The following is a 20,160-nucleotide window of genomic DNA, read 5'->3' as shown; positions in this document are numbered from 1 at the left end:
GCTGCCCTCCACCACGCCGGCGTCAGAGCCTGCGTCTGAACCCCCGTCTGCGCAACGGGCAGACAAGGGGGTCCAGACACAGGCTCTCAGCCTCCACCGAGGAGAGATCACGCATGACCACCTATCCGGAAGCTCAGCAGGCACCGACCACCACGGCGCTCTCACTGCAGCAGCAATTCCTCGCCATGTTCGCCCAGGGCTACGAGGCGGGGCCGTTCGGGCCGCACTACGTCGAGGTCGGCGGGTGGCGGCTGCACGGCCGGGTGAACGTACTGGCGCTGCGCCTGGCGCTCGCCGACGTGGTCGAGCGGCACGAGGCGCTGCGTACGGTGCTGCACCTGGAGAACGGCGGCGGCACGCAGAGCGTGGTGCCCGCCGGGCAGCCCGAGCTGCTGCTTGTCGAGCTGGACGAGGCACCGGGCCCGGACCGCGAGCGGCGCGCCGAAGAGCTCATGATCGAGGCGGAGACCCGGCCGTTCCCGATCCACGAGGTGCCGCTGCTGCGTGCGGTGCTCGGCCGCTTCGACGACGAGGACGCGGTGCTGGTGCTGGCCACGCACCACAGCGCCGCGGACGTCTGGTCGCTCCAGGTGATCATGCAGGACCTGGCGCAGTGCTACGCGGCCCGCGCGGCCGGGGACGAGCCGCGGCTGCCGGAGGCGACCCAGTACCGCGACTACATCGTGGCGCAGCAGGAGGACGCCTCCGGGCCGTCGGTGGCCGCCGCCCAGGCCTACTGGCGTGAGACCCTGCGCGGCGCCCGGGTCCTGGTGGCGCCGACCCGCCGCAACGACGAGAGCCCGGCGACGAGTTACCACCGCTTCACCACCGACGCCGAGCTGAGCGCGGAGGTGTCCCGGCTGGCCCGGGCGACGCGCAGCTCCCCGTTCATGGTGCTGCTCGCGGCGTTCGCCGTGTACGTGAACCGGCGCACCGGGCAGACCGACCTCGTGGTCCCCACCTTCGCGCCGGGCCGCCGGCACGGCTTCCGGTCCACGGTCGGGTCGTTCTTCAACTTCGTGCCGCTGCGTGTGGACGTGAGCGGCTGCGGGACCTTCCGCGAGGTCGTCGCCCGCACCAGGACGGCGTGCGTCGGTGCCTTCTCCCACGAGCTGCCGCTGATGCAGGTCCTCGCCGTGGCGCCCGAGCTGATGAACTCGGTCGGCCCCGACACGGCACCGACCCTGTTCCAGGCCGTCCAGCCGCCGTACTCGATGCAGGCCGAGAAGGTCGGCGACCTGGAGTACTCGGCGATCTGGCGGCGGGTCGTCCCGCAGCCCATGGGGTCCGAGACCCCCGACGGCATGATCTGGTCGATGCACCTCAGCAACACCGAGGTGGTCGGCGGGCTCAGCTTCAGCCGCCACCTGTTCGACCGGGCCGAGGTCGACGAGCAGGTCGCCGGATTCCTCGGTGTGGTCGGCGAGATGGTGGCCGCCCCCGACGCGGCGATCGGGGCGTGACGCGATGACCCTCACCGAGACCCCCGCGCAGGCCACGGCCGCGCCGTTCGAGCCCGACGTCACCCCGGCCGTGCTCATCGAGCGGGCCCGGGCCGTCGCCGCCACCCTGATCTCCCGCCAGCGCGAGACCGAGGAACGGACCTACTACGCCGAGGACACCCACCGGGCGTTCCGGGACGCGGGGCTCTACCGCATCACGGTGCCCAGGCGTTACGGCGGCTTCGAGTTCGGCTTCGACACCTTCCTGGAGGTCGTGAAGATCCTCTGCCGCGCCTGCCCGTCGACCGGCTGGATGTACTGCCTGGGCGCCGCGCACTCGCTGTTCGCCGCCACCATGTTCGAGGAGGAGGCGCAGGCCGAGATCTTCCGCGGCGGCGACTTCATCGCGCCCCTCGTCAACGCCCCGTTCGGGACGGCCGAGCAGGCCGCGGACGGCTCCTGGATCCTGAACGGCGAGTGGAAGTACTGCTCCGGCGCACCGTACGCGACCCACCTGATCGGCAACGCCATGATCGCCGGAGGCGAGGGGGAACCGCCCCGCCAGCTGCTGTTCATCGCGCCGCGCGACCAGTGGGAGATGCTCGACGACTGGGGCGGGCAGATCGGCCTCAAGGGCAGCGGTTCGCACAGCATCCGGATCTCCGGCGGGCGCATCCCCGGCCACTTCGGCCTGGAGGTCAACTTCGAGGAGATCTCGGTGACCGGCGGCACCCCGGGCCGCGCGCTGCACGAGCACCCGCAGTACGGCGGTGCCCCGGCCAGCTCGATGGCGCTGGAGGGCGCACACATCGCGGTCGGCATGTGCCAGGGCGCGCTCGACGCGTACACAGAGCTGATGTTCTCCCGTACGACGATCCTGCCGCCGTTCCCGCCCCGGGCCGAGGATCCCGACTACCAGCTCTGGTACGGGCAGGCCAGCAGCATGATCGACGCCGCCGAGGCCCTGGTGGGTGCCGCGGCGCGGCGCTGGCACGAGCTGTCCGAGCAGCCGCCCGAGGCGTTCACCGCGGAGGAGGACGTGCGGATCGCGCTGCTGTGCCGGGAGGCCACCCAGCTGGCCTGGCGGGCCGTCGACGAGATCATCCAGCCGACGGCCGGCAGCACGTCCGCACGGGAGGGGGAGCGCCTCGAACGGGTCTGGCGGGACCTGTCCACCGGGCGCACGCACGTGAGCTCCGCCGTGCTGCTCACCACCGTGGCCAACCGCGGGTACGCCCAGCTGCGCCTGATGAACGCGCAGTCCGGCTGACCCGGGGAGCAGCAGACAGGGGGCGACCTCGCGAAGGCCCCGGCCGCACCGGCATCCGTACGGGTGCCGGTGCGGTGGCATGTCGGGGGCAGTGGTACGTGGGGGTGGGGCGGGGGCATGCCGGGTGCCCGGGGCGGTGGTACGTCGAGGAGCGGTGGTACGTGGATGGGGTGGGGGTACGTCGGGGGGCGGGGGCCTCAGCCCCTCGCCCCTGCCCCGGTCCTCGCCGGACGTCAGCCGCCGCGGTCCCGTCTCGGCCCGCTGAGGGCGATGCAGCCGGGCCCGCACGCCCCGTCCGGGAACTCCTCCCCGGGCAGCGGCTCCGGCTCCTGGGTGACGGCCGACACCAGGAGCCGCACGAGGGCTTCGGCGGACTCGCGCGCTCCGGACGGGCTGTAGGTGAACGCGGCAGCTGCTTTTGGGCGGCAGGCCGTGCGCCCGCCGGGCCGGTCGGGAACCGGCGTGTCCGCGTCCGGCGCGCTGTCGACGTGTATCGGTGGAGTATCGAGCACCTGTCCCACGGTCGGCCTCCCACCCGTACTGGTCGCCGCAGGCCGCCGGACTGCGCGGCGGCCTGCGGCACTGCGTCAACGGTGCCGCCCGTCACACGATGCGGGCATCTTTCGTCGTGCTCACGCCCGGCCGCCGGAGTGGTGCACGTACCTCGGCGCCTGCCCCCGGCCCCCCGTCCGCCCGGGGGCGTGGACGGGGGTTCGGGCGCAGGCGCCGGGTCAGGCGACGGGCTCTGCCTCAAGAGACATGTCGGTGCGCTGGGCACGGCACAGGGTGATCAGGCGGTCGACCGCGTCGAGGGCGTCCGGTTCCACCAAGGGGTACGGGAAGAGGAGCCAGGGCCGGCCGGCGAAGTGGTCCGCGCTGGGATCGGCGGGCATGTCCGCCGGCTTCGCTACGAGCGGGCGCCCGGGAAGGTAGCCCCAGAGGTCGCAGCCGCGCATCTGGGCCTCCTCCCAGATGCGCTGCTTCCCGGGCGCGACATCGGTGTAGGCCCGGCCACGGCCGCACGCCTGCGCTTCATACAGCACGTCCACCACTGCGTGGGGGGCCGTCGCGATCACCACGAGGTCGGCCGGCGGGGAGTCGGGCAACAGCACGGACCCGGCGCCCAGCTTCCGGGCCCGTGCCACGGCTTCGGGGTCGATGTCGTCGAGCGAGACGTCCACCCCGGCGCTGTTGAGCGCCAGGGCGATGGAGGTGCCGATCAGGCCGCAGCCGATCAGGGTGACGTGCTGCAGATCCGTGCGGGCCACCGTGATCGCCTCCCATCCTTGGCTCGGTGCTGCGGGGCTGCCGATCACTCGGGCAGGTTCTTGAACTGACCGGGTGCCCTGCCCTCGCCTGCGGGCCCACGGTACGCCTGGGCTATGCCGAGCCAGTGCCGGGCATCGTCGCCGACCGCGGTCAGAGCGAGGTCGTCAGGATGCCTGCGCCGGGTCACGAGCAGGCAGAAGTCATGGGCGGCTCCTGTGACAATTTGGGTGGCGTCGGCCGGGCCGATGCTCCAGGTCCCGCCGGAGGGCGCGGTCAGCTCGAAGCGGAAGGGCCCGTCCGGGGGCGTCTCGCCGCGGGCCTGGTAGCCGAAGTCCCGGGTCAGGAAGGCGAAGTCGGCCAGGTGCCGCAGCCGGTCCGTCGGCACCCGGCGTACCCCGAGCGCGTCCGCGATGTCCTGGCCGTGCCCGAAGAGCTCCATGACTCCGGCGCAGGCCAGGACGACCGGCGGCAGCGGATTGACCAGCCACGGCACGACCTGGTTCTCCGGCACCGCGCCCAGGGCCCGGACGCAGTCGTCGGCCTCGGCCTGGAAGGCGGCGAGCAGCTCCGCCGGCGGCAGGGTGTTGAACTGGGCCAGGGCGGCGTTGACCGCGCCGTTGAAGTCGTCGGCCGCGGCCGCGGCGATGTTCTTGAACAGCTGCGGGTCGGCGGCGGCCGTCTTCGCGAGCCGGAAGATGAAGGTCAGGTGGGCGACCTGGTCGGCGACGGTCCAGCCCGGGGCGGGCGTCGGGGTCTGCCAGGCGGTGGCGTCCAGGTCCGCCACCAGCCGGACGACGTCCTCGACGTCGGCGGTCAGGTCCTTGAGGGTGTCGTGCAGCGTGGCCATCGTCTTCTCCTTGTGTGGTGGAAGCCGGGTACGGACGGGAGGGCCGTCCCGGACTGACGGGTCTCTTGATGCAACTCACCGGGGATGCCGGGTTGTTCGATGCAACCCAGTGGGCACGGGTGGGCCGGCCGGAGGCCGGTTCAGGCGGCGCGTCCGACGAGCGGGAGCACCTGCGTGGAGTACGGGGCGAGGGCCTGGACGAGCGAATCGGGAATCGCGGAGGGCACGGTGGCGGTGTTCGGGCCGCGCATGCAGGCGACCCGCTGCCGGCCACGGGCGACCAGCGTCTCGGCCCCGTCCGCCGACACCTTCACGTAGTCGAAGGTGAACTCCAGCTGGGTCTGCCCCAGCTCCGCCAGCCGCATCCGGACTGACAACTCGTCGAAAGCGGTGATCTCGGCGAAGAACTCGCAGTCCACCTTCAGCGTGAACAGCTTCAGGTCGTCCTGCACCTCCGCAAGGACCGCCGGCGCCTTCTCTTTCAGGAAAAGCTCCCGGCACCGACCCTGCCAGCGCAGATAATTCACGTAGTAGACGTTGCCGACGAGATTGGTCTCCTCGAAACCCACCGTGTGCCGGTACTCGAAATAGTCGGTCATCTTTCTTCACCTTTCGCCTTTTTCCCTGCCGGGTTTTTTGAAGCAACTCATCAGGGTCGACGGGGCTGTCCGGTGCCCCCTGTGGGCCGTCCGGAGGAGGAGCAGTTCTTTTCCGGTGCGATTGCGATGCCGGGCCGGGCTGACGGTCCGGCCCGGCCGGTCGCCTAGGAGCTCGCGCCGCGCAGGGCGGGGAGCAGGGGCAGGACGCCTTTGCGGGCGCTGCGGGAGCCGTCGGGGGCCGGGGCCCCGTACCGGACCTGGACGCCGCGACTCCGCGCCGCGTCGACGATGCCGGGGATCGCTCGCTCGGCGAGCGCCGCGATGGTCATGGCCGGGTTGACGGTCAGGGCACCGGGTACGGCGGAGCCGTCGGTGACGAAGATGCCCGGGTGGCCGCGGAGTTCGTTGCGGTCGTCCAGGGCGGAGGTGTGCGGGTCGTCCCCGATCCGGCACGACGCGAGGGGGTGCACGGTGTAGGCGCCGACGACGTCGTTGGTCCAGGGCATGACCTTGGAGAGTCCGTCCTTCTCCAGGATCTCCTTGACCTCGGCGTCGGACTGCGCCCAGGCGGCCAGGGTGGTGGGCCTGGGGTCGTACCGGAGGTTGCCCCGGCCGAGCATCTGCTGGGAGATCCGGTGGGCGTTGCCGGTGGCCGGGGGCGGCCCGAAGACGCCTTCGTTGTCGTCCTCGATCATGGTGAAGATCGTCAGCCAGGAGGACCAGCGTTTGAGGAGTTCCTTCTTCTGCGGTCCGAACCAGGCGGGCCCGGTCGCGTCGGGCACCTGGGCGAGGATCGTGCCCAGGCCCGGCGGGAAGTACAGCTGCTCCAGGGAGTAGCGGGAGTACTCGGGCAGGGAGCCGTCCAGGCGGTCCCAGTTGGCGACGGTCGGTCCCTTGCCGATGTGGTTGGCGGCGTAGGCGATGCCGTCGCCGCGGTCCAGGCCGAGCAGCTCGGCGGCCTTCTCCTCGTCGATGACGGCGGTGTTGAGCCGCTCGCCGTTGCCGGAGAAGTAGCGGCCCACGGCATGCGGCATGGTGCCCAGGGAGGGTTCGCTGCGCTGCAGGATGACGGGGGTGGCGCCGGCGCCCGCGGCCATGACGACGATCTTCGCGTCGATGGTGCCGCCGCCGGTGTGGATGCGGTAGTCCTCGTCGTCGACGACGTTGTAGTGGACGCGGTAGTCGCCGTCCGGGGTCCGCGCGATGTGCTGGACCTCGTGCAGCGGGCGGATCTCCGCGCCGTGGGCGAGGGCCGCGGGCAGGTAGTTGAGCAGCAGCGACTGCTTGGCGTCGAAGCGGCAGCCGGCCATCATCCAGTTGCAGTTGACGCACGTGCTGTTGTCGACGGCCGCGGGCAGCGGGTTGGCTGTGCGGCCCGCGTGGTCGCAGGCCGCGGCCCACAGCCCGCCGGCGTAGCTGACCTCGTTCCAGTCCGGCTTGCTGATGGAGATGGACTCGGCTACCCGGTCGTACCAGGGGTCGAGGGTGTCGCGGCTGACCGACTTCGGCCACATGCGCCGGCCGATGCTGCCGTGCCGCTCGAAGACGAACCGCGGGGCGCGGGGCATCGCCGCGAAGTACACGACGCTGCCGCCGCCCACGCAGTTGCCGCCGAGCACGCTCATCCCGTCGCCGACGACGAAGTCGAAGGCCCGGGTGTAGGAGGAGCCGAGTTTGTAGTCGTGCTCGAAGTCGTCGGTGTCCAGCCAGGGGCCCCGTTCCAGGACGGTGACCTTCGCACCGCCCGCGGCGAGGTGGTAGGCCGTGATCGCCCCGCCGAAGCCGCTGCCGATCACCAGGACCTCGGTCTGTTCCGTGCTGGTGCTCATGCCGGACTCCCTGAGGGTGTGGTGTCGGGGTGGCGGCGGGCGAGTGCCGTGCCGTATCCGGGCTTGCCGAAGCGCCACAGTCCGTCCGCGTCGGGCGGGGTGATGCCCATCGCCGTCAGGCCGGGATGCCCGTCGGCCAGGGCTTCCGCGGTGTGGCGGTGGGCCGCGGAGTCGAAGCTCATGTTGGAGAAGAGCGCGAGCATCACCCACAGCTCCTTCTCCGGATGCCCGGAGCCGGTCAGCCGCTGCACCAGGGCGGTGCGGTGTGCGAAGTCCAGCGCCACGAAGGGCGGGACGGAGGCGTCGAGCGTCAGCCCGTGCTCCTCGGCGTAGGACCGGGTGTGCCCGTCGAGCAGCTCCACCAGGTCGCCGAGGCCTTCGGAGATGCCGGTGGCATCCCACTGCATCAGCTCCAGGGCACCGGCCGCGACGGCTCCGCCGCCGGGCGCCGCACCGGCCACGGCCCGGTCGTCGGGCCGGCGCTTCTCGCCCGGCACGATCGTGTCCGCGAAGGCCTCGAGCGTCTGCGTCCGGTGTGCAACGAAGTCTCCGCTGGTGGTCCCGGTCAACTCTGCCTCCCTCATCGGGGCCGGTTCGTTCGATGGCGAGAGGAACGCTAGGGACGACCGCGAAGTTCAAGCAACCGACGGCTTTGTTCAAGCAACCGGCTTCCCTATTTCGCAGACTCGCCAGAGTCGTTGCATCTGCGCCTCGATCACTTATCGAAATCAGGCCAACCGGTAGGCTCCGTCCTTGATCTCCTCAGAACCTGCGCGCGACTGGAGAAGTCGTCGTTTACAGCAGCGCGTCCTGCACACCGATAGTGCATATCCACCTTGGTTGGAGCGGCAATGGAGAGCTCTGGCGGCATCGCCGCGGAATTACCGGCACATTTCACGCAGCCTGTGCGGATCAGCACTCTCATCTCCGCGGACACACCTCGGCTCGACGGAATCGACGAGGTGCATGTCCGCCGACTTGTCGAAGTATTCGAATCAGTGCCCCCGATACTCGTGCACCGGCCGACCATGCGCGTGGTCGACGGCATGCATCGCGTCAGAGCCGCCGCGATACTCGGACGGGACCTCATAGACGCCCAGTTCTTCGACGGCGGCGACGACGAGGCCTTCATCCAGTCCGTGGCCCGGAACATCGCGCACGGCCTGCCGCTGTCGGTCGCCGACCGCAGGGCGGCCGTCTGCCGCATCCTGGCTTCCTTCCCGGCCATGTCCGACCGGAGCATCGCCGTGTACACGGGACTCGATGCCAAGAGCGTGGCCGATGTGCGCCGCCGTTCAGCCGCGGATCTTCCGCAGTCGAACGTCCGCCTCGGCCTCGACGGAAAAGCGCACCCCCTCGACCGGACCCAGGAACGCCGGCACGCCGCCGAGCTGATGAGCCGAAGCCCCGAACTCCCCCTGCGGGTCGTCGCCCAGGAGGCCGGGCTGTCGCTCGGCACCGCTCACGACGTCCGCCAGAGACTGCTCCGGGGCGAGGAACCCGTTCCCCCTCCACTGTCCTCGCCCCGGAGCCCCGCCCCGGCGAAGCGCACCGTGCCGGAGCAGGCCCGGACCGCGCCCTCAGCACGACCCCAGTGGGCCAGACCCCCCGCGGGGACGACGCGCAGCGCGATGGACATGATGCGGATGCTCGCCGACGACCCGTCCCTGCGCAATTCGGAAGCGGGCCGCGATTTCGTCCGGTGGCTGCACGGCCACTTCTTCACCGACGAGGCCTGGCGCCGGCGCATCGAGGCCATCCCCCCGCACCACTCCGAGACCGTCGCGGAGCTCGCCCTGAAGTGCGCGGGGACCTGGCGGCGCCTCGCCCAGGAGCTCTCCGAACGAAAGATGTCCCGCGGCATGTGAGCAGCACGTGCGCGGAAGTTCCCGCCGGCCCGTACCACGATCCCGAAGGAGAGGTCCATGGCTGCCAAGTCTCTCGATGCCGTTCGCCGGGTCATCGACGAGATGCACCACCATCTCGATCAGGAGTTGACCATCGACGACATGGCCCGCACCGCCATGTTCAGCAAGTTCCACTTCACCCGGGTCTTCAGCGAGGTGACCGGGACGTCGCCGCGGCGGTTCCTGTCCGCGCTCAGGCTGCAGCGGGCGAAGTTCCTGCTGCTCAGCACGGAGCTGAACGTGGCCGACATCAGCAGCCAGGTGGGGTACAGCAGCGTCGGCACCTTCAGCTCACGCTTCAAGATCTGCGTCGGTGTCTCGCCGAGCCGGTTCCGGGAACTGGGCGGGGACGTCGCGGAGTTGGGCACCGGCCCCGCCGACGCGTGCGACGCGCCCGACCGGGTGGCGCTGCGCGGCCGGCTCGTGCTGCCGGGCGACCGGCCCCTCGGCCCGGTCTTCGTGGGGCTCTTCCCCAGCTCGATCCCCCAGGGCCGGCCCGCCCGCTTCCTCGAACTGGACGGTCCGGGCCCCTTCGAGCTGCAGGACGTGCCCGAGGGGAACTGGCACGTCCTGGCCCACTCGGTCCCCTACGGCACGATCGCCCAGTGGGCCGGGGACAGCCACGGCACGCGGGACGGCCTGTCCGTCGGGCGGCACGGCCCGGTCACGGTGCGCGCCGGGGTGCTGCCGCTGCCCGTGGACATCGTGCTGCGGCCTGCGGACCCCTGGGACCCCCCGGTGCTGCTCGCGGTGCCGACGGGCGCGGCCGGCCGGGTGGTCGCCGCCTGAGAGCTTGCGTACGACACCCGCGTACGCGATCTGCGTACGACACCCTCCGCACGAAAGCCCGCGTACGACACCCTCCGTACGAAGGCCTGCGTACGAGAGCCCCCGTACGGAAACCTGCGTACGCATGCCCGCGTACGAGACGACCACGCTCGGCCGGGACCTGCCGGAGTGCGCCGGCGGGCCCGGGGTGCGTGCACGCCCGGTTGAGAGCCCGCGTACGAACCTCCGCCCACGCGACGGGGGTTCGGACGCGGACTCTCAGCTTGTTGTTTAACCTTTGTGAGGTTTGAGGCTATTACGTTCGGCGATGGTTGCCGCACCGCGTCCAGGATTGCGGTCCAGGACGTGGCACCCGGCTCCAGCACGGCGACGAAGGAGTAGGGCCAGCCCGGAATGAACTGCGAGGCTGTCTTCGCCCGCCCATAGACGTGGCAGAACAACCGCTCCGCCGAGCACGGCGCGTCCGAACGCAGCCACGGCGAGACATCGACCGCCAACACCAGGCGCCCTCCGTCGAAACGCGGCAGCGACAGACCAGCCAACATGGTCCGCAGCCGACCCATGTCGATGCGACCGTGGTTCAGGCCGCCGTACATCGCTCCGTGCCCACGACGATGCTCGGGCAACAGCGTCAAGTCCACCGGGGACTTCACCGCACCGTCCGCACACAGCACCGCGTCCACCAGCTCGAACAACTCGTCACGCCGGGCGGTCAGACACTCGTAGAACTCTCCCCCAAAGCGTGACGCTTCCGCGAACGCTTCCCTCCGGACAGCATCAGGCAGCAGACTCACCCTCACGGCCTTCGTCTTGATCACGTGCACCTTGGTCGGAGCACAGGATCAGACGAAGGCCGCCCCCACGTCCGGCGAATCACCAGGTGAGCGACCCAGTTCGAGACGCCATTCGAGGCCGGAAGATAAAGAACAAGCTCAGAGCCTGTGTCCGAACCCCCGTCCGCGCCCCGGCAGCCGGCGCGCGGTCAGCTCGCCGCGGTCACCGTCATCGGCAGTCCGCCCGCCATGCGCAGCGACAGCATGGGCTCCGGAACCGCCCGGTGGCCGGGTACGGAGGTGAGCGTCAGGTCCCGGGTGAGGAGCGCGGTGACGAAGACCGCTTCCATCATGCCGAGGTTGCTGCCGACACAGAACCGGGGACCGGCACCGAACGGGATGTAGGCGTACCGCGGCCGGTGGGCCACCCGCTGGGCGTCGAACCGCTCGGGGTCGAACCGTTCCGGGTCGTCCCACAGGTCCGGGTGCCGGTGCAGGATGTACGGGCTGACCAGGACGTCGGCACCGGCCGACACCGTGTAGCCGCCGACCTCGTCGTCCTCCTGGGCCACCCGGGGCAGCACCCACACCGGCGGGTACAGCCGCATGGCCTCCTGCACCACCATGGTGGTGTAACCGAGCCGGTGCAGGTCCTCCAGCTGCGGGTCGCGGTCGCCGAGGACCTGCCGTGCCTCCGCCCGGACCCGCTCGCGGACCTCGGGGTGCTTGTCGAGCAGGCTGAGCGTCCAGCCGAGAGTGCTCGCGGTGGTCTCGTGCCCGGCGAGCAGGAGGGTGACGATCTCCTCCCGCAGCCGGGCCCGGGCGGGTGTGGCGTCGGCCGTCCGGCGGGCCGCGAGGATCATCCGGCCGAGGGCGTCCTGCGGCGGTTCGCCGTCCGCCATGCGTCCGGTGCGGTCCGCGACCAGCCGGTCGGCGACCTCGTACAGCTCCTTGCGGGCCTTGCGGAACCGCCGCTGCCCGGGGGTGGGCAGCCACTTGGGCACCAGGCCCTGCGTCACCATCTCGAACATGGCCTGGTCCTGGACCGCTTCGAAGGAGTGGGCCACCGCGTCGTGGCCGCCGAGGTCCGTGTCGAGCAGGGTGCGGCCGAGCACACCGAGGGTGAGCCCGGTGAGCTCGTCCTGGACGTCGACGGGGCCCGCGCCCTCGTGCCCGCGGAGCAGGGCGACCAGCTTGGCCGCCTCCTCCGCGACCGCGTCCGCCTGGCGGGCGATGCGGGTGGGCCTGAAGGCCGGCTGGACGGTGCGGCGCTGTTCCTGCCAGATGTCGCCGTCGCTGGTCAGCAGGCCGTCACCCAGGACGCGTCGGGCCTGCACGAGGCCGATGCCCTTGTGGTAGTTGGCGCTGTTGTCGGCGAGCACGTGCTTGGCGTGGTCCGGGTGGTTGAACACGTACAGCTTCTTCGGGCCGATGACGACCCGGACCGCGTCGCCGAGGGCCGCCGCCTCCCGCATCAGGCCGAGCCGGTCGACGGCGAGCTTCTTCAGCAGTCCGGGCAGTGCGGCGGGCGGCGGGCCCGGCGGGTGTCGGGTCATGGCGTACGGTCCTCCGCTCCCTCGGTGGCCGGGCGGCCGAAGCGGCCGCCGTGGAAGAGCAGCGGGGTGCCGGCCGCCGCCGTCCGTCCGGCGGCTAGGACGCGGCCGACGAAGATGGTGTGGTCGCCGCCGTCGTACAGCCGTTCCTTGACGCATTCGAGGTGCGCCAGGGCGCCGGCGATCAGCGGGGTGCCGGTGGCGGCGCCGGCCAGCCAGTCGACGGTCTCGAACTGGCCGCGTCCGGCGGGCCGGGAGGAGTTGGCGAAGTGGCGGGCCACGGCCTCCTGGTCCGCCGCCAGCACCGAGACCGAGAAGGTCTCGGCGTGCGCGAGGCTGCGGTGCATGACCGCGTCGCGCCCGACACAGACCAGGACCAGGGCCGGGTCGAGGGAGACCGCGGTGAACGAGTTCGCGGTCATGCCGCGGCAGTCGTCCCCGCCCACGGTCACCACGGTGACTCCGGTGGCGAAGGTCCCGAAGGTGCGGCGCAGCTGCTTGCCGTCCTCGATGTCGACGAGCTCCGCGGGCGGAGCGGCCAGGACGCTCATGACCGCCTCCCGGCCGGTATCCCGTCGTGCGGCACGAGCCGCCGCTCGTGGGCCGGTGCGAGGGTGACCGGGGGTGTGCCCAGGGTGGCGCCGGCCCCCGGCTGCCCGTAGGCGATGCGCTGGCTGCCCCGGGCCACCAGCTCGTCGCCGCCTCCGGGCAGGCCCCTGACGTGCTCGAAGGTGAACTCCAGCTCGTCGGGCCGGATCTGCCGGGAGTGCACACGGATCGTCAGCTCGTCGCCGGGCGTGATCGCGGTGTACAGCTCGCAGTCCATCTCCAGGGTCACGGGGTCGGCCATGGCGGGGCTCCCGGCGGCGCCGAGTCGCTGCACGAGGTGCAGGTCCCGGGAGTGCTCCTGCCGGATCAGACAGCTCAGGTAGGCGTCGTCGACGGCACCGTCCGGCTCGTCGGTACCGGCCGTGTAGGTATAGGCGGAGGTGTCAGGCACGGTGGGCCCCTTCGTTGCTGGGCGGTGTGCTGTCTGTGAGTACGGCGAAGACGACGGGCTCCAGGGCAGTGCGCAGCGTGGTGACGAAGGTCGCGACGGTGAGGTCACCGCAGGAGAAGGACACCCAGTTGGTGCGGGTGTGCGGGGTGAGGGCAAGCGGGACCTGTGCCAGGTATCCGGCCTTGCGCAGGCATTCCGCGGCGCTCCACACCCGGGTGGCGGCCGTGTCGGGGGTCTCGCCGGTCTCCTTGGCGACGAGCGCCGCGAGCGGTGCGTACTCGCCGAGGAGCGACTGCCACTCGCTGTCCGGGCGGATGCTGACCGGCTCGATGTCGCAGGTCACGGTGGCGTCGGAGAGCGTGGCGAGTGTCAGTCCCATGCCGTGGGCGGCGGAGACCCGCAGGCCGCCGTCGATCTCCGGCTGCCCGTCGGGCCGGTACCGGAGGTCGGCGTGGGCGCCGAGGGCGCGTTGCACGGCGGCCGCGGTGGCCGCCCGGCGGGCCGCCACACTGCCCGGCTCTGTGCCGGTGTCCTGCCGGTCCGGTTCGACCGCGACGGCGATGCGCCGGCCGAGCATGTCCTCCAGGGTCCGTTCCAGGTACGAGCCGAGCAGCGGCGGCGCCCAGGGTCCGGAGCCGTCGGTCTTGCCCACGGCGTGCAGGGTCAGTCCGTCCCAGCGTTCCACCACGGTTCCCTTGCGGTCCCGTACGGCGATGTCGTAGACGTACGTGTCGCCGTCCCGGGAGCGTTCGGTGGCGCAGTAGCGCAACTCCTGCGGTTCCCCGGGGAGTTCGGTGCCGGCGCCCATCGGCTGCAGCCGTTCGATGCCGGACGGCAGCAGCGTGGCGTCGGGGACGCAGACCTGGTTGCCGTGCATCAGGGCGTCGCGCATCCCGGGGTCGGCGAGCAGCAGCGTGGACGGCAGGAAGCCGGCGAACCAGCCGGTGGGCCCGGCGACCGCCACGTCGGCGTCGACGTCGCGGGCGGCGGCCCGGTGGAAGCGCCGCAGCCGCTGGAAGCGTCCGCCCTGGAACAGCACGCTGCCGTACAGATCGGCCGCCGGGTCGAGGGCGACCGGGGTGGTCCCGGCGGCGACCTGCTCGGGTGCTCCGGCGGGCGCGGGCGCGTTCGTGTAGACCAGGCGGGCCCGGAAGTGCTCGGCGGTGAAGCCCGTGTCAACGGCGTGGATGGCCACGTCGACGGTGTCGGTGCCGGTCACGGTGGCGGCGATGCGGATCCGGGCGGCGCCGTTGGGCGGCACCACGATGGGCCGCTGGAACTGCACCCGCTCGAAGGCGGGGGTGCCTTCCCAGCCGGTGGCCGCGTACGCCACCTGGGCCATGGCCTCCATGCCGAGCACGGCGGGCATCAGCAGGTTGCCGTCCACCAGGTGGTCGGCGAGATAAGGGTCGGTGCCCGCGTTCAGCTCGACCTCGGTGACCAGTTCGACGCCGTGGTAGCGGATCAGCGGGGTGCCGGTGAAGCGCAGCAGCGGCAGCGGGGGCAGGTCGCGGCGGACCGTGCCGATGCCCTCGGTGCGGCCGCTGACGACCGTGACGACGGGCGCGTCCGGGTCGCCGATGAGGCGGAGCAGGAGCTCCACTCCCCGGTCGGGCGAGAGGGGGGTGATGCCCTGGCGGGACAGGGTCTCGACGACGGACAGCTTCTCCCCCATGCCGACACCGGACCAGACCGACCACTCCAGGCAGCGGGCCCGGCAGCCGGGGTGGGTGCGGGCCACCTCTTCGGTGAGGTCGGCGAGCCATTCGTTGGCCGTGGCGTAGTGCGCCTCGCCCTGCAGTCCGGAGCGTCCGATGATGCTGCCGAAGGTGACGAGCAGCTTGAGGTGCTGCGGTCCGACGGCGTCGAGGACCGTGCGCAGGCCGTCGACCTTGGGGGCGAAGGTCTGCTCGATGTCCGCCTGCGTGAGCCCGCCGAGGGGGCCGGGTTCGTTGCGCCCGGCGCCGTGCAGCAGCGCGGTGACCGGGCCGAGCCGGTCGGTGAGTTCGCCGACCGCGGCCCGGACCTGCTGCGCGTCGGTGACGTCGGCGCGGGCGTAGTGGAGCGTCACGCCCCGGTCGGCCATCCGGGCCAGGTTGGCGGCGAGTTCGGTGTCGGTGTCCGGGTCGGAGCGGCCCAGGACGGCGAGGGCGGCGCCGGTCTCCCGGGCCACGGCCAGGGCGCACTCGGCGGAGATGCCCTTGCCGCCGCCGGTCACGAGGAGGACGTCCGCGGTGCCGATCGGCAGGTCCGTGCGGTCGGCCCGGACCGGCAGGGCGGTCAGGGTCGGTACGCGGCGGGTGCCGTCGGTGTCGTAGTGCGCCTCGCAGAACCGGGTGCTGCCGGTGACGGCGGCGACCTCGGTGAGCACGCGTGTCACCGCCTGTTCGGCGCTGTCGGCGGTCAGCGGGGTCTGGACGAGGGTGGTGCGCAGGCCCGGCTGTTCCAGGTGCAGGGTCTTGGCGAGACCGGCGGCGCCGCGGCCGGACTGCACCAGGACGAACCGCAGGTCCGGTGTGGCACCGGCGGCGGCCAGGGCGGCCTTGGCGCCGTTCAGCGCGTACTCCACCTCTTCGGGCGGGCAGGCGTCGGACAGGCAGACCAGGACACCGGGGCCCAGGGCCGACTGCCGCAGGGTGGTGGCCAGCCGGTCCGCCACCGGGTGGCCGTCGGGGGCGAACAGCTGCCAGTCGCTGGCACCTTCGGCGGCGACCGGCGCGTCGGGCAGCGCGAGTTCCTGCGGTGCGACGGAGAAGGCGCGGGCCCAGGGTGCGGAACCGGCCACCACGGGGGCGGCCTCGTCCGCGCCGCCGGTGCCGGCGAGGGACTCCAGGGCCTCGGCGATGTCGCCCACCGTCGCGGTCGCGAAGTTGGTCGGCATCTGGGTGGCAGGGATGCCAAGGCGCGTGGCGGCCTGGTTGACGATCTGCCCGACGGTGATCGAGCTCAGGTGCAGTCCGTCGAGGAGGCTGCTGCCCGCGTCCACCAACTCCACGGGCAGTTCGGCGCGTTCGGCCACGAGGGCGAGGAGCACGTCGAGTGCCGAGTCCCCGGCGCTCCCGGCCGTGGTCGCCGCTCCTCCGGTGTCGGCGGCGGTGTCGGTGTCGGCGGGCCGGGCCGTGACGGCGGGCGGGTCGTGCTGCGGTGCCTGCTCGCAGGGGCTGGCCAGGAAGCTGAGTTCGGCCCCGATGGTCAGCGGGCGGGTCAGCCGGTCCCGGAACAGCCGCTCGTGGATCACGGGTGCGCCGAGCACCCAGGCCGCCGCGACGACCTGCAGGAGGGAGCGCAGGGATTCGTCGTCGGTGTTCAGGGTCAGCGCGGGGACGTCGGTGGAGGCGGCCGTGAGGCTGCTCAGCACCCGGCCGGGGCCGACCTCGACGAACAGGTCGACGTCGTCGGCCGCGGTGGTCACCGCCTGGGTGAACAGCACCGGTTCGGTGATCTGGTCCCGCAGCAGCCCGGCGAGGTCGGTCCGCCCGGTCAGTTCGGCGCCGGTGACGGTGGAGACGACCCGGCGCTCCAGGCCCGCGAACGCGGTTCCGGAGAGCCAGCGGCCGAACGCGTCGGCGGCAGGCGCGACCAGCGGGGAGTGGAAGGCGTGCGACACCGCGAGGCGGGTGCAGGCGGTGCCGGCCCGCGCGGCCCGCTCCGCGAGCGTGTCGACGGCGTCGACCGGTCCGGCGACGACGGTCTGCTCGGGCCCGTTGTACCCGGCCACGACGACCGGCAGACCGGCCGTCAGTTCCTGGACGGCCGCCGGTGCGGCGCCGAGCGAGGCCATGGTGCCGGAGGCGCTGTGCTCGGCCATGGCCCGGCCCCGGACCTTGGCGGCGTCGAGCAGCACCTGGCCGTCCATCGCTCCGGCCCAGTGCAGGGCGGCGAGTTCGCCGAGGCTGTGGCCGACGGCGACGTCCGCCTCGATGCCCAGGGCGTCCAGCGCCCGCAGGCCGGCCAGCGAACCGGTGGCGATGCGGGGCTGGGCCACCTCGGTGGCGGTGGTGTCCCCGTCGGTGGGCAGCCCGGCGCCGGCGTAGACGTCCGCCGCTTCGGGGAAGCGGCGGGCCAGGGCGCCCCCGGCCGTGCCCGTGCCCGAGCCCTGGCCGGGGAAGAGGAAGCCGATCCGGCTGTTCTCACCCGTCCGGCCGAGGAACGTGCGGCCGCCGTCGACGGCCCGGAAGCCGTCGTCGGACCCGCGTGCGTCGAGGGCCTCGACGAGCCCGCGCAGCTGCTGTCCGGCGTCCTCCGGGGAGGTGACGACCGCGGCCGCCCGCCAGGGCTGGTCGAGGAGGTCGCGCTGGAGTGTCGCGGCGAGGTCCCCGATCTGCGCGTACGACAGCTGAGTGGTGTAGTCGGCCGCCTGGACGAGGCGTTCGCGCAGTTCGCCGGGGGACTGCGCGTCGAACATCAGGAGTTCGCTGTCCTGCAGGGAGCCGGCCAGGGTGAGGGCGCGGCGGCTGGGGGCCTTGTGCGGCAGGGCGGCGGTCTTGTCGAGGACGACGTGGGTGTTGATCCCGCCGAATCCCATGGAGGTGACGCCCGCGCGCAGCGGCAGCTCGTCCGGCCAGGCCTCGGCCCGGCGCAGCACCCGCAGCGGCGCCTTGTCGGCGGTGAGCAGGTCGTGCGGGTCGACGCAGCCGAGCGTGGGCGGCAGCATCCGGGTGTGCAGCGCCATGGCCGCCTTGATGAGTCCGGCGATGCCGGCCGCGGCCTTGGTGTGGCCGATCATGCCCTTGATGGAGCTGATGACCGCGGGCGTGTCGGCGCCGGCCGCGGTGCGGGACTCCGACAGCGCGGTCAGCTCGGTCAGGTCGCCGACGGCGGTGCCGGTGCCGTGGCCTTCGAAGAGGGGTACGGATTCGATGCCGAACCCGGCCTGTTCGTAGGCGCGGTCGAGGGCCTGGCGGTAGCCGTTGGCCTCGGGGCGGGTGATGCCGCCCTGGCCGTCGGAGGAGATGCCCCAGCCGGGGATGCTCGCGTAGATGCGGTGCCCGGCGGCGAGCGCGTCCTCCTCCCGCATGAGGACGATCATGCCGCAGCCCTCACCGGGCCAGAAGCCGTTGGAGTGGCGGTCGTACAGCCGCATCTCGCTCGTGGACAGGGCGCCCGTCTTCGCGAACCCGATGATCTCGAAGGGGTCGATGGACAGGTCGACGCCACCGGCGACCGCCACGTCGACGGTGCCGCTGAGCAGTGCGGAACCGGCGGTGGTCACGGCCAGCAGCGACGAGGAGCAGGCCCCGTCCACGCTGTAGCCGCCGCCGTTGAAGTCGAAGTGGTTGCAGATGCGGCCAGCGATGGTGTTGGACAGGCCGCCCGCCAGGGTGTCCTCGTTGACGGGCGGGAAGGGCTTCTTGTACTCCTCCTCCATCCCGGCGGCGAACTCCGCGACGCGCTCGTCCTCCCAGCCCATGCCCTTGAGGGCCTCGGCCAGGACCCGGCGCACGTAGGGCCAGCGCTGCCGCATCACGTTGGCGCGGGAGAACTCCCCGGTGAGGGTGTTCCCGATCATCACGCCGGTGGTCTCCCGCGGCAGGCCGTCGCCCGCCGGGAAGCCGGCGTCGGCGAGGGCCCGGCCCGCGACGTCCAGGGCGAGCCAGTGCGTGAGGTCGGTGGACCGGTAGGTGCTGCCCGCGATCTTGTGGGCGACGCGGTCGAACTCGTACCCCTGCAGGACCGCCGCGGTCCGGGCGTAGAAGCGGTCCGGCACGGCCGGGTCGGGATCGTAGTAGTCGGCGAGGTTCATGCGTACGTCGGGCAGCCTGCGGAAGGCCCGGCGGCCCGCGACGGCGTTCTCCCACAGCTCCTGCGGGGTCACCGCGTCGGGGTAGCGGCAGGCCATGCCGACGATGGCTATCTTGCTCATGCGGACACCGTCTCCTTCTGTCCGCCCGGAGCGGTTCCGTTGACCGACCGGGCGCCCAGCAGGGTGTTGAAGGACTCGTGCACGGGGGCCGGCGGTGCCGCCGCTTCGGTGCGCTTGCCCAGGCGGTCGAGCCACCACAGGTAGCCGCCGCGGATCAGGCAGACCAGCGCGGTGGCGAAGAACAGGCCGTACGCGATGTGCAGCGCGGTGAGCAGCCCGTACATACCGGCGACACCGCCGCCGAAGGCGATCTGCTGGAGGCGTCCGGACGGGGACGTGCCCGGGTCGGTGATCATGTAGTTGGTGAAGAGGACGAAGGCCGTGCCGGTCATCATGCCGAGGCCCGAGGGGATGGAGGTGTCGAAGAGCAGGCCGCGGACGATGGCCTGCAGCGCGAATCCGCCGACCCAGGCCGCGATCAGCCACATGCGGCCGGTGAGCTTGGCGTTGAGCATGGTGCCGAGCACGATGATGATGCCCGGGAGCACCCAGTCGGCGGGGCCGTACAGGTACTCGGTGAAGTGGTAGGGCGGGGCGATGCTGGCCCAGGGGAAGAGCAGCAGGATGACGGCGATGCCGAAGTTCGACGGGTTCATGTAGTGCCGCATCCGGCCGCGCAGCGGGGCGCGCAGCACCCACTTGGTGCCGACGGCGACGATGACGCCGAACACCATGACCCAGACCCGGTCGTTGACGTAGGTCAGCATGTTCACGGCCAGGCCGGTGATGTGCGAGGGGAGCAGGAAGTCCATCACTCCGCGGGGACCGCCGCCGAGGTAGCGGGCCCGGCGTCCGTCGACCCGGGCGCTGATCGCCTCCAGCCCGGTCTCCACCGCGTAGGCGGTGGCGAGGGCGACGAAGGGCCAGGTCCACGGCTGTTCGAAGCCGAGCACGGTGTAGCCGAGGATGTTCAGTACGGAGATCGAGAGGGCGAATCGGCGCAGCGCCTTGATGACCTTGGCATCGTGCCGGGGCGCCGCCTGTGGCGCTGCCTGCGCGGTTGTCTGCTTGTCGGACAC

At 72.0% G+C, this 20,160-nt stretch carries 15 protein-coding genes and 1 pseudogene; 4 read left to right on the top strand and 12 right to left on the bottom strand.

The window, feature by feature from the left end:
- Nucleotides 1-113 precede the first annotated feature (113 nt).
- Nucleotides 114-1,463, top strand: a complete 1,350-nt coding sequence (locus tag ACFYO0_RS41740; protein WP_388686819.1) for a condensation domain-containing protein — start codon at nt 114-116, stop codon at nt 1,461-1,463.
- 4 nt (nt 1,464-1,467) lie between these two features.
- Nucleotides 1,468-2,712, top strand: a complete 1,245-nt coding sequence (locus tag ACFYO0_RS41735; RefSeq protein WP_388686817.1) for an acyl-CoA dehydrogenase family protein — start codon at nt 1,468-1,470, stop codon at nt 2,710-2,712.
- Between the two features lie 233 nt (nt 2,713-2,945).
- Here the strand turns inward: ACFYO0_RS41735 and ACFYO0_RS41730 are convergent, their stop codons facing one another.
- From ACFYO0_RS41730 to ACFYO0_RS41705, 6 genes are all read right to left on the bottom strand, one after another.
- Complete coding sequence (locus ACFYO0_RS41730) at nt 2,946-3,224, bottom strand: hypothetical protein (protein WP_388686816.1); 279 nt, start codon at nt 3,222-3,224, stop codon at nt 2,946-2,948.
- 219 nt (nt 3,225-3,443) lie between these two features.
- Entirely contained in the window at nt 3,444-4,028 is a 585-nt protein-coding gene (locus tag ACFYO0_RS41725) for a prephenate dehydrogenase/arogenate dehydrogenase family protein (protein ID WP_388686814.1), read from the bottom strand.
- Nucleotides 4,025-4,828 carry a TIGR03084 family metal-binding protein gene (locus ACFYO0_RS41720; RefSeq protein WP_388686812.1) on the bottom strand — a complete coding sequence of 268 codons (804 nt, stop codon included), beginning with the start codon at nt 4,826-4,828 and terminating at the stop codon, nt 4,025-4,027. The genes ACFYO0_RS41725 and ACFYO0_RS41720 overlap by 4 nt, the downstream gene beginning before the upstream one ends.
- A 140-nt stretch (nt 4,829-4,968) precedes the next feature.
- Nucleotides 4,969-5,427: an acyl-CoA thioesterase gene (locus ACFYO0_RS41715; RefSeq protein WP_388686810.1), complete on the bottom strand. Its 459-nt coding sequence runs from the start codon at nt 5,425-5,427 to the stop codon at nt 4,969-4,971.
- A gap of 164 nt (nt 5,428-5,591) precedes the next feature.
- Nucleotides 5,592-7,256 carry an FAD-dependent oxidoreductase gene (locus ACFYO0_RS41710; RefSeq protein ID WP_388686809.1) on the bottom strand — a complete coding sequence of 555 codons (1,665 nt, stop codon included), beginning with the start codon at nt 7,254-7,256 and terminating at the stop codon, nt 5,592-5,594.
- The gene (locus ACFYO0_RS41705) at nt 7,253-7,825 is read right to left on the bottom strand and encodes a DUF5987 family protein (protein WP_388686807.1); all 573 of its coding nucleotides are present in this window, start codon (nt 7,823-7,825) and stop codon (nt 7,253-7,255) included. Before ACFYO0_RS41705 ends, ACFYO0_RS41710 begins: the two co-directional genes overlap by 4 nt.
- A 282-nt stretch (nt 7,826-8,107) precedes the next feature.
- Here ACFYO0_RS41705 and ACFYO0_RS41700 point away from each other — a divergent pair, with 282 nt between their 5' ends.
- Both ACFYO0_RS41700 and ACFYO0_RS41695 read left to right on the top strand, forming a co-directional pair.
- Entirely contained in the window at nt 8,108-9,124 is a 1,017-nt protein-coding gene (locus tag ACFYO0_RS41700) for a transcriptional regulator (protein WP_388686805.1), read from the top strand.
- Between the two features lie 57 nt (nt 9,125-9,181).
- On the top strand, nt 9,182-9,952 hold the full coding sequence (locus ACFYO0_RS41695) for a helix-turn-helix domain-containing protein (protein ID WP_388686804.1): 771 nt from the start codon (nt 9,182-9,184) through the stop codon (nt 9,950-9,952).
- 307 nt (nt 9,953-10,259) lie between these two features.
- Here the strand turns inward: ACFYO0_RS41695 and ACFYO0_RS41690 are convergent.
- From ACFYO0_RS41690 to ACFYO0_RS41665, 6 genes and pseudogenes are all read right to left on the bottom strand, one after another.
- A pseudogene (locus ACFYO0_RS41690) lies at nt 10,260-10,746 on the bottom strand (transposase); the annotation flags it as partial.
- 188 nt (nt 10,747-10,934) lie between these two features.
- Nucleotides 10,935-12,281 (bottom strand): cytochrome P450, encoded by a 1,347-nt coding sequence (locus ACFYO0_RS41685; RefSeq protein WP_388686802.1) that lies wholly within the window; start codon nt 12,279-12,281, stop codon nt 10,935-10,937.
- Nucleotides 12,278-12,829 carry a flavin reductase family protein gene (locus tag ACFYO0_RS41680; protein WP_388686800.1) on the bottom strand — a complete coding sequence of 184 codons (552 nt, stop codon included), beginning with the start codon at nt 12,827-12,829 and terminating at the stop codon, nt 12,278-12,280. The genes ACFYO0_RS41685 and ACFYO0_RS41680 overlap by 4 nt, the downstream gene beginning before the upstream one ends.
- Nucleotides 12,826-13,278, bottom strand: coding sequence for a hypothetical protein (locus ACFYO0_RS41675; protein WP_388686798.1), 453 nt, complete (start codon nt 13,276-13,278; stop codon nt 12,826-12,828). The genes ACFYO0_RS41680 and ACFYO0_RS41675 overlap by 4 nt, the downstream gene beginning before the upstream one ends.
- On the bottom strand, nt 13,271-19,141 hold the full coding sequence (locus ACFYO0_RS41670; RefSeq protein ID WP_388686797.1) for an SDR family NAD(P)-dependent oxidoreductase: 5,871 nt from the start codon (nt 19,139-19,141) through the stop codon (nt 13,271-13,273). The genes ACFYO0_RS41675 and ACFYO0_RS41670 overlap by 8 nt, the downstream gene beginning before the upstream one ends.
- Entirely contained in the window at nt 19,138-20,160 is a 1,023-nt protein-coding gene (locus tag ACFYO0_RS41665; RefSeq protein WP_388686795.1) for an enediyne biosynthesis protein, read from the bottom strand. Before ACFYO0_RS41665 ends, ACFYO0_RS41670 begins: the two co-directional genes overlap by 4 nt.

Origin of the sequence: Streptomyces sp. NPDC006365, from assembly GCF_042870755.1 — a bacterium.
GTDB classification, from domain to species: Bacteria; Actinomycetota; Actinomycetes; order Streptomycetales; family Streptomycetaceae; genus Streptomyces; species Streptomyces xiangluensis.
Note: the sequence above shows the minus strand (reverse complement) of the source record. Positions and strands in the feature narration are given on the sequence as shown.

Bases quoted from the DNA above. Each gene is read 5' to 3' on its own strand.
- ACFYO0_RS41720 (WP_388686812.1), bottom strand. From the start codon at position 4,828: ATGGCCACGCTGCACGACACCCTCAAGGACCTGACCGCCGACGTCGAG.
- ACFYO0_RS41735 (WP_388686817.1), top strand. From the start codon at position 1,468: ATGACCCTCACCGAGACCCCCGCGCAGGCCACGGCCGCGCCGTTCGAG.
- ACFYO0_RS41680 (WP_388686800.1), bottom strand. From the start codon at position 12,829: ATGAGCGTCCTGGCCGCTCCGCCCGCGGAGCTCGTCGACATCGAGGAC.
- ACFYO0_RS41695 (WP_388686804.1), top strand. From the start codon at position 9,182: ATGGCTGCCAAGTCTCTCGATGCCGTTCGCCGGGTCATCGACGAGATG.
- ACFYO0_RS41685 (WP_388686802.1), bottom strand. From the start codon at position 12,281: ATGACCCGACACCCGCCGGGCCCGCCGCCCGCCGCACTGCCCGGACTG.
- ACFYO0_RS41710 (WP_388686809.1), bottom strand. From the start codon at position 7,256: ATGAGCACCAGCACGGAACAGACCGAGGTCCTGGTGATCGGCAGCGGC.
- ACFYO0_RS41700 (WP_388686805.1), top strand. From the start codon at position 8,108: ATGGAGAGCTCTGGCGGCATCGCCGCGGAATTACCGGCACATTTCACG.
- ACFYO0_RS41715 (WP_388686810.1), bottom strand. From the start codon at position 5,427: ATGACCGACTATTTCGAGTACCGGCACACGGTGGGTTTCGAGGAGACC.
- ACFYO0_RS41670 (WP_388686797.1), bottom strand. From the start codon at position 19,141: ATGAGCAAGATAGCCATCGTCGGCATGGCCTGCCGCTACCCCGACGCG.
- ACFYO0_RS41740 (WP_388686819.1), top strand. From the start codon at position 114: ATGACCACCTATCCGGAAGCTCAGCAGGCACCGACCACCACGGCGCTC.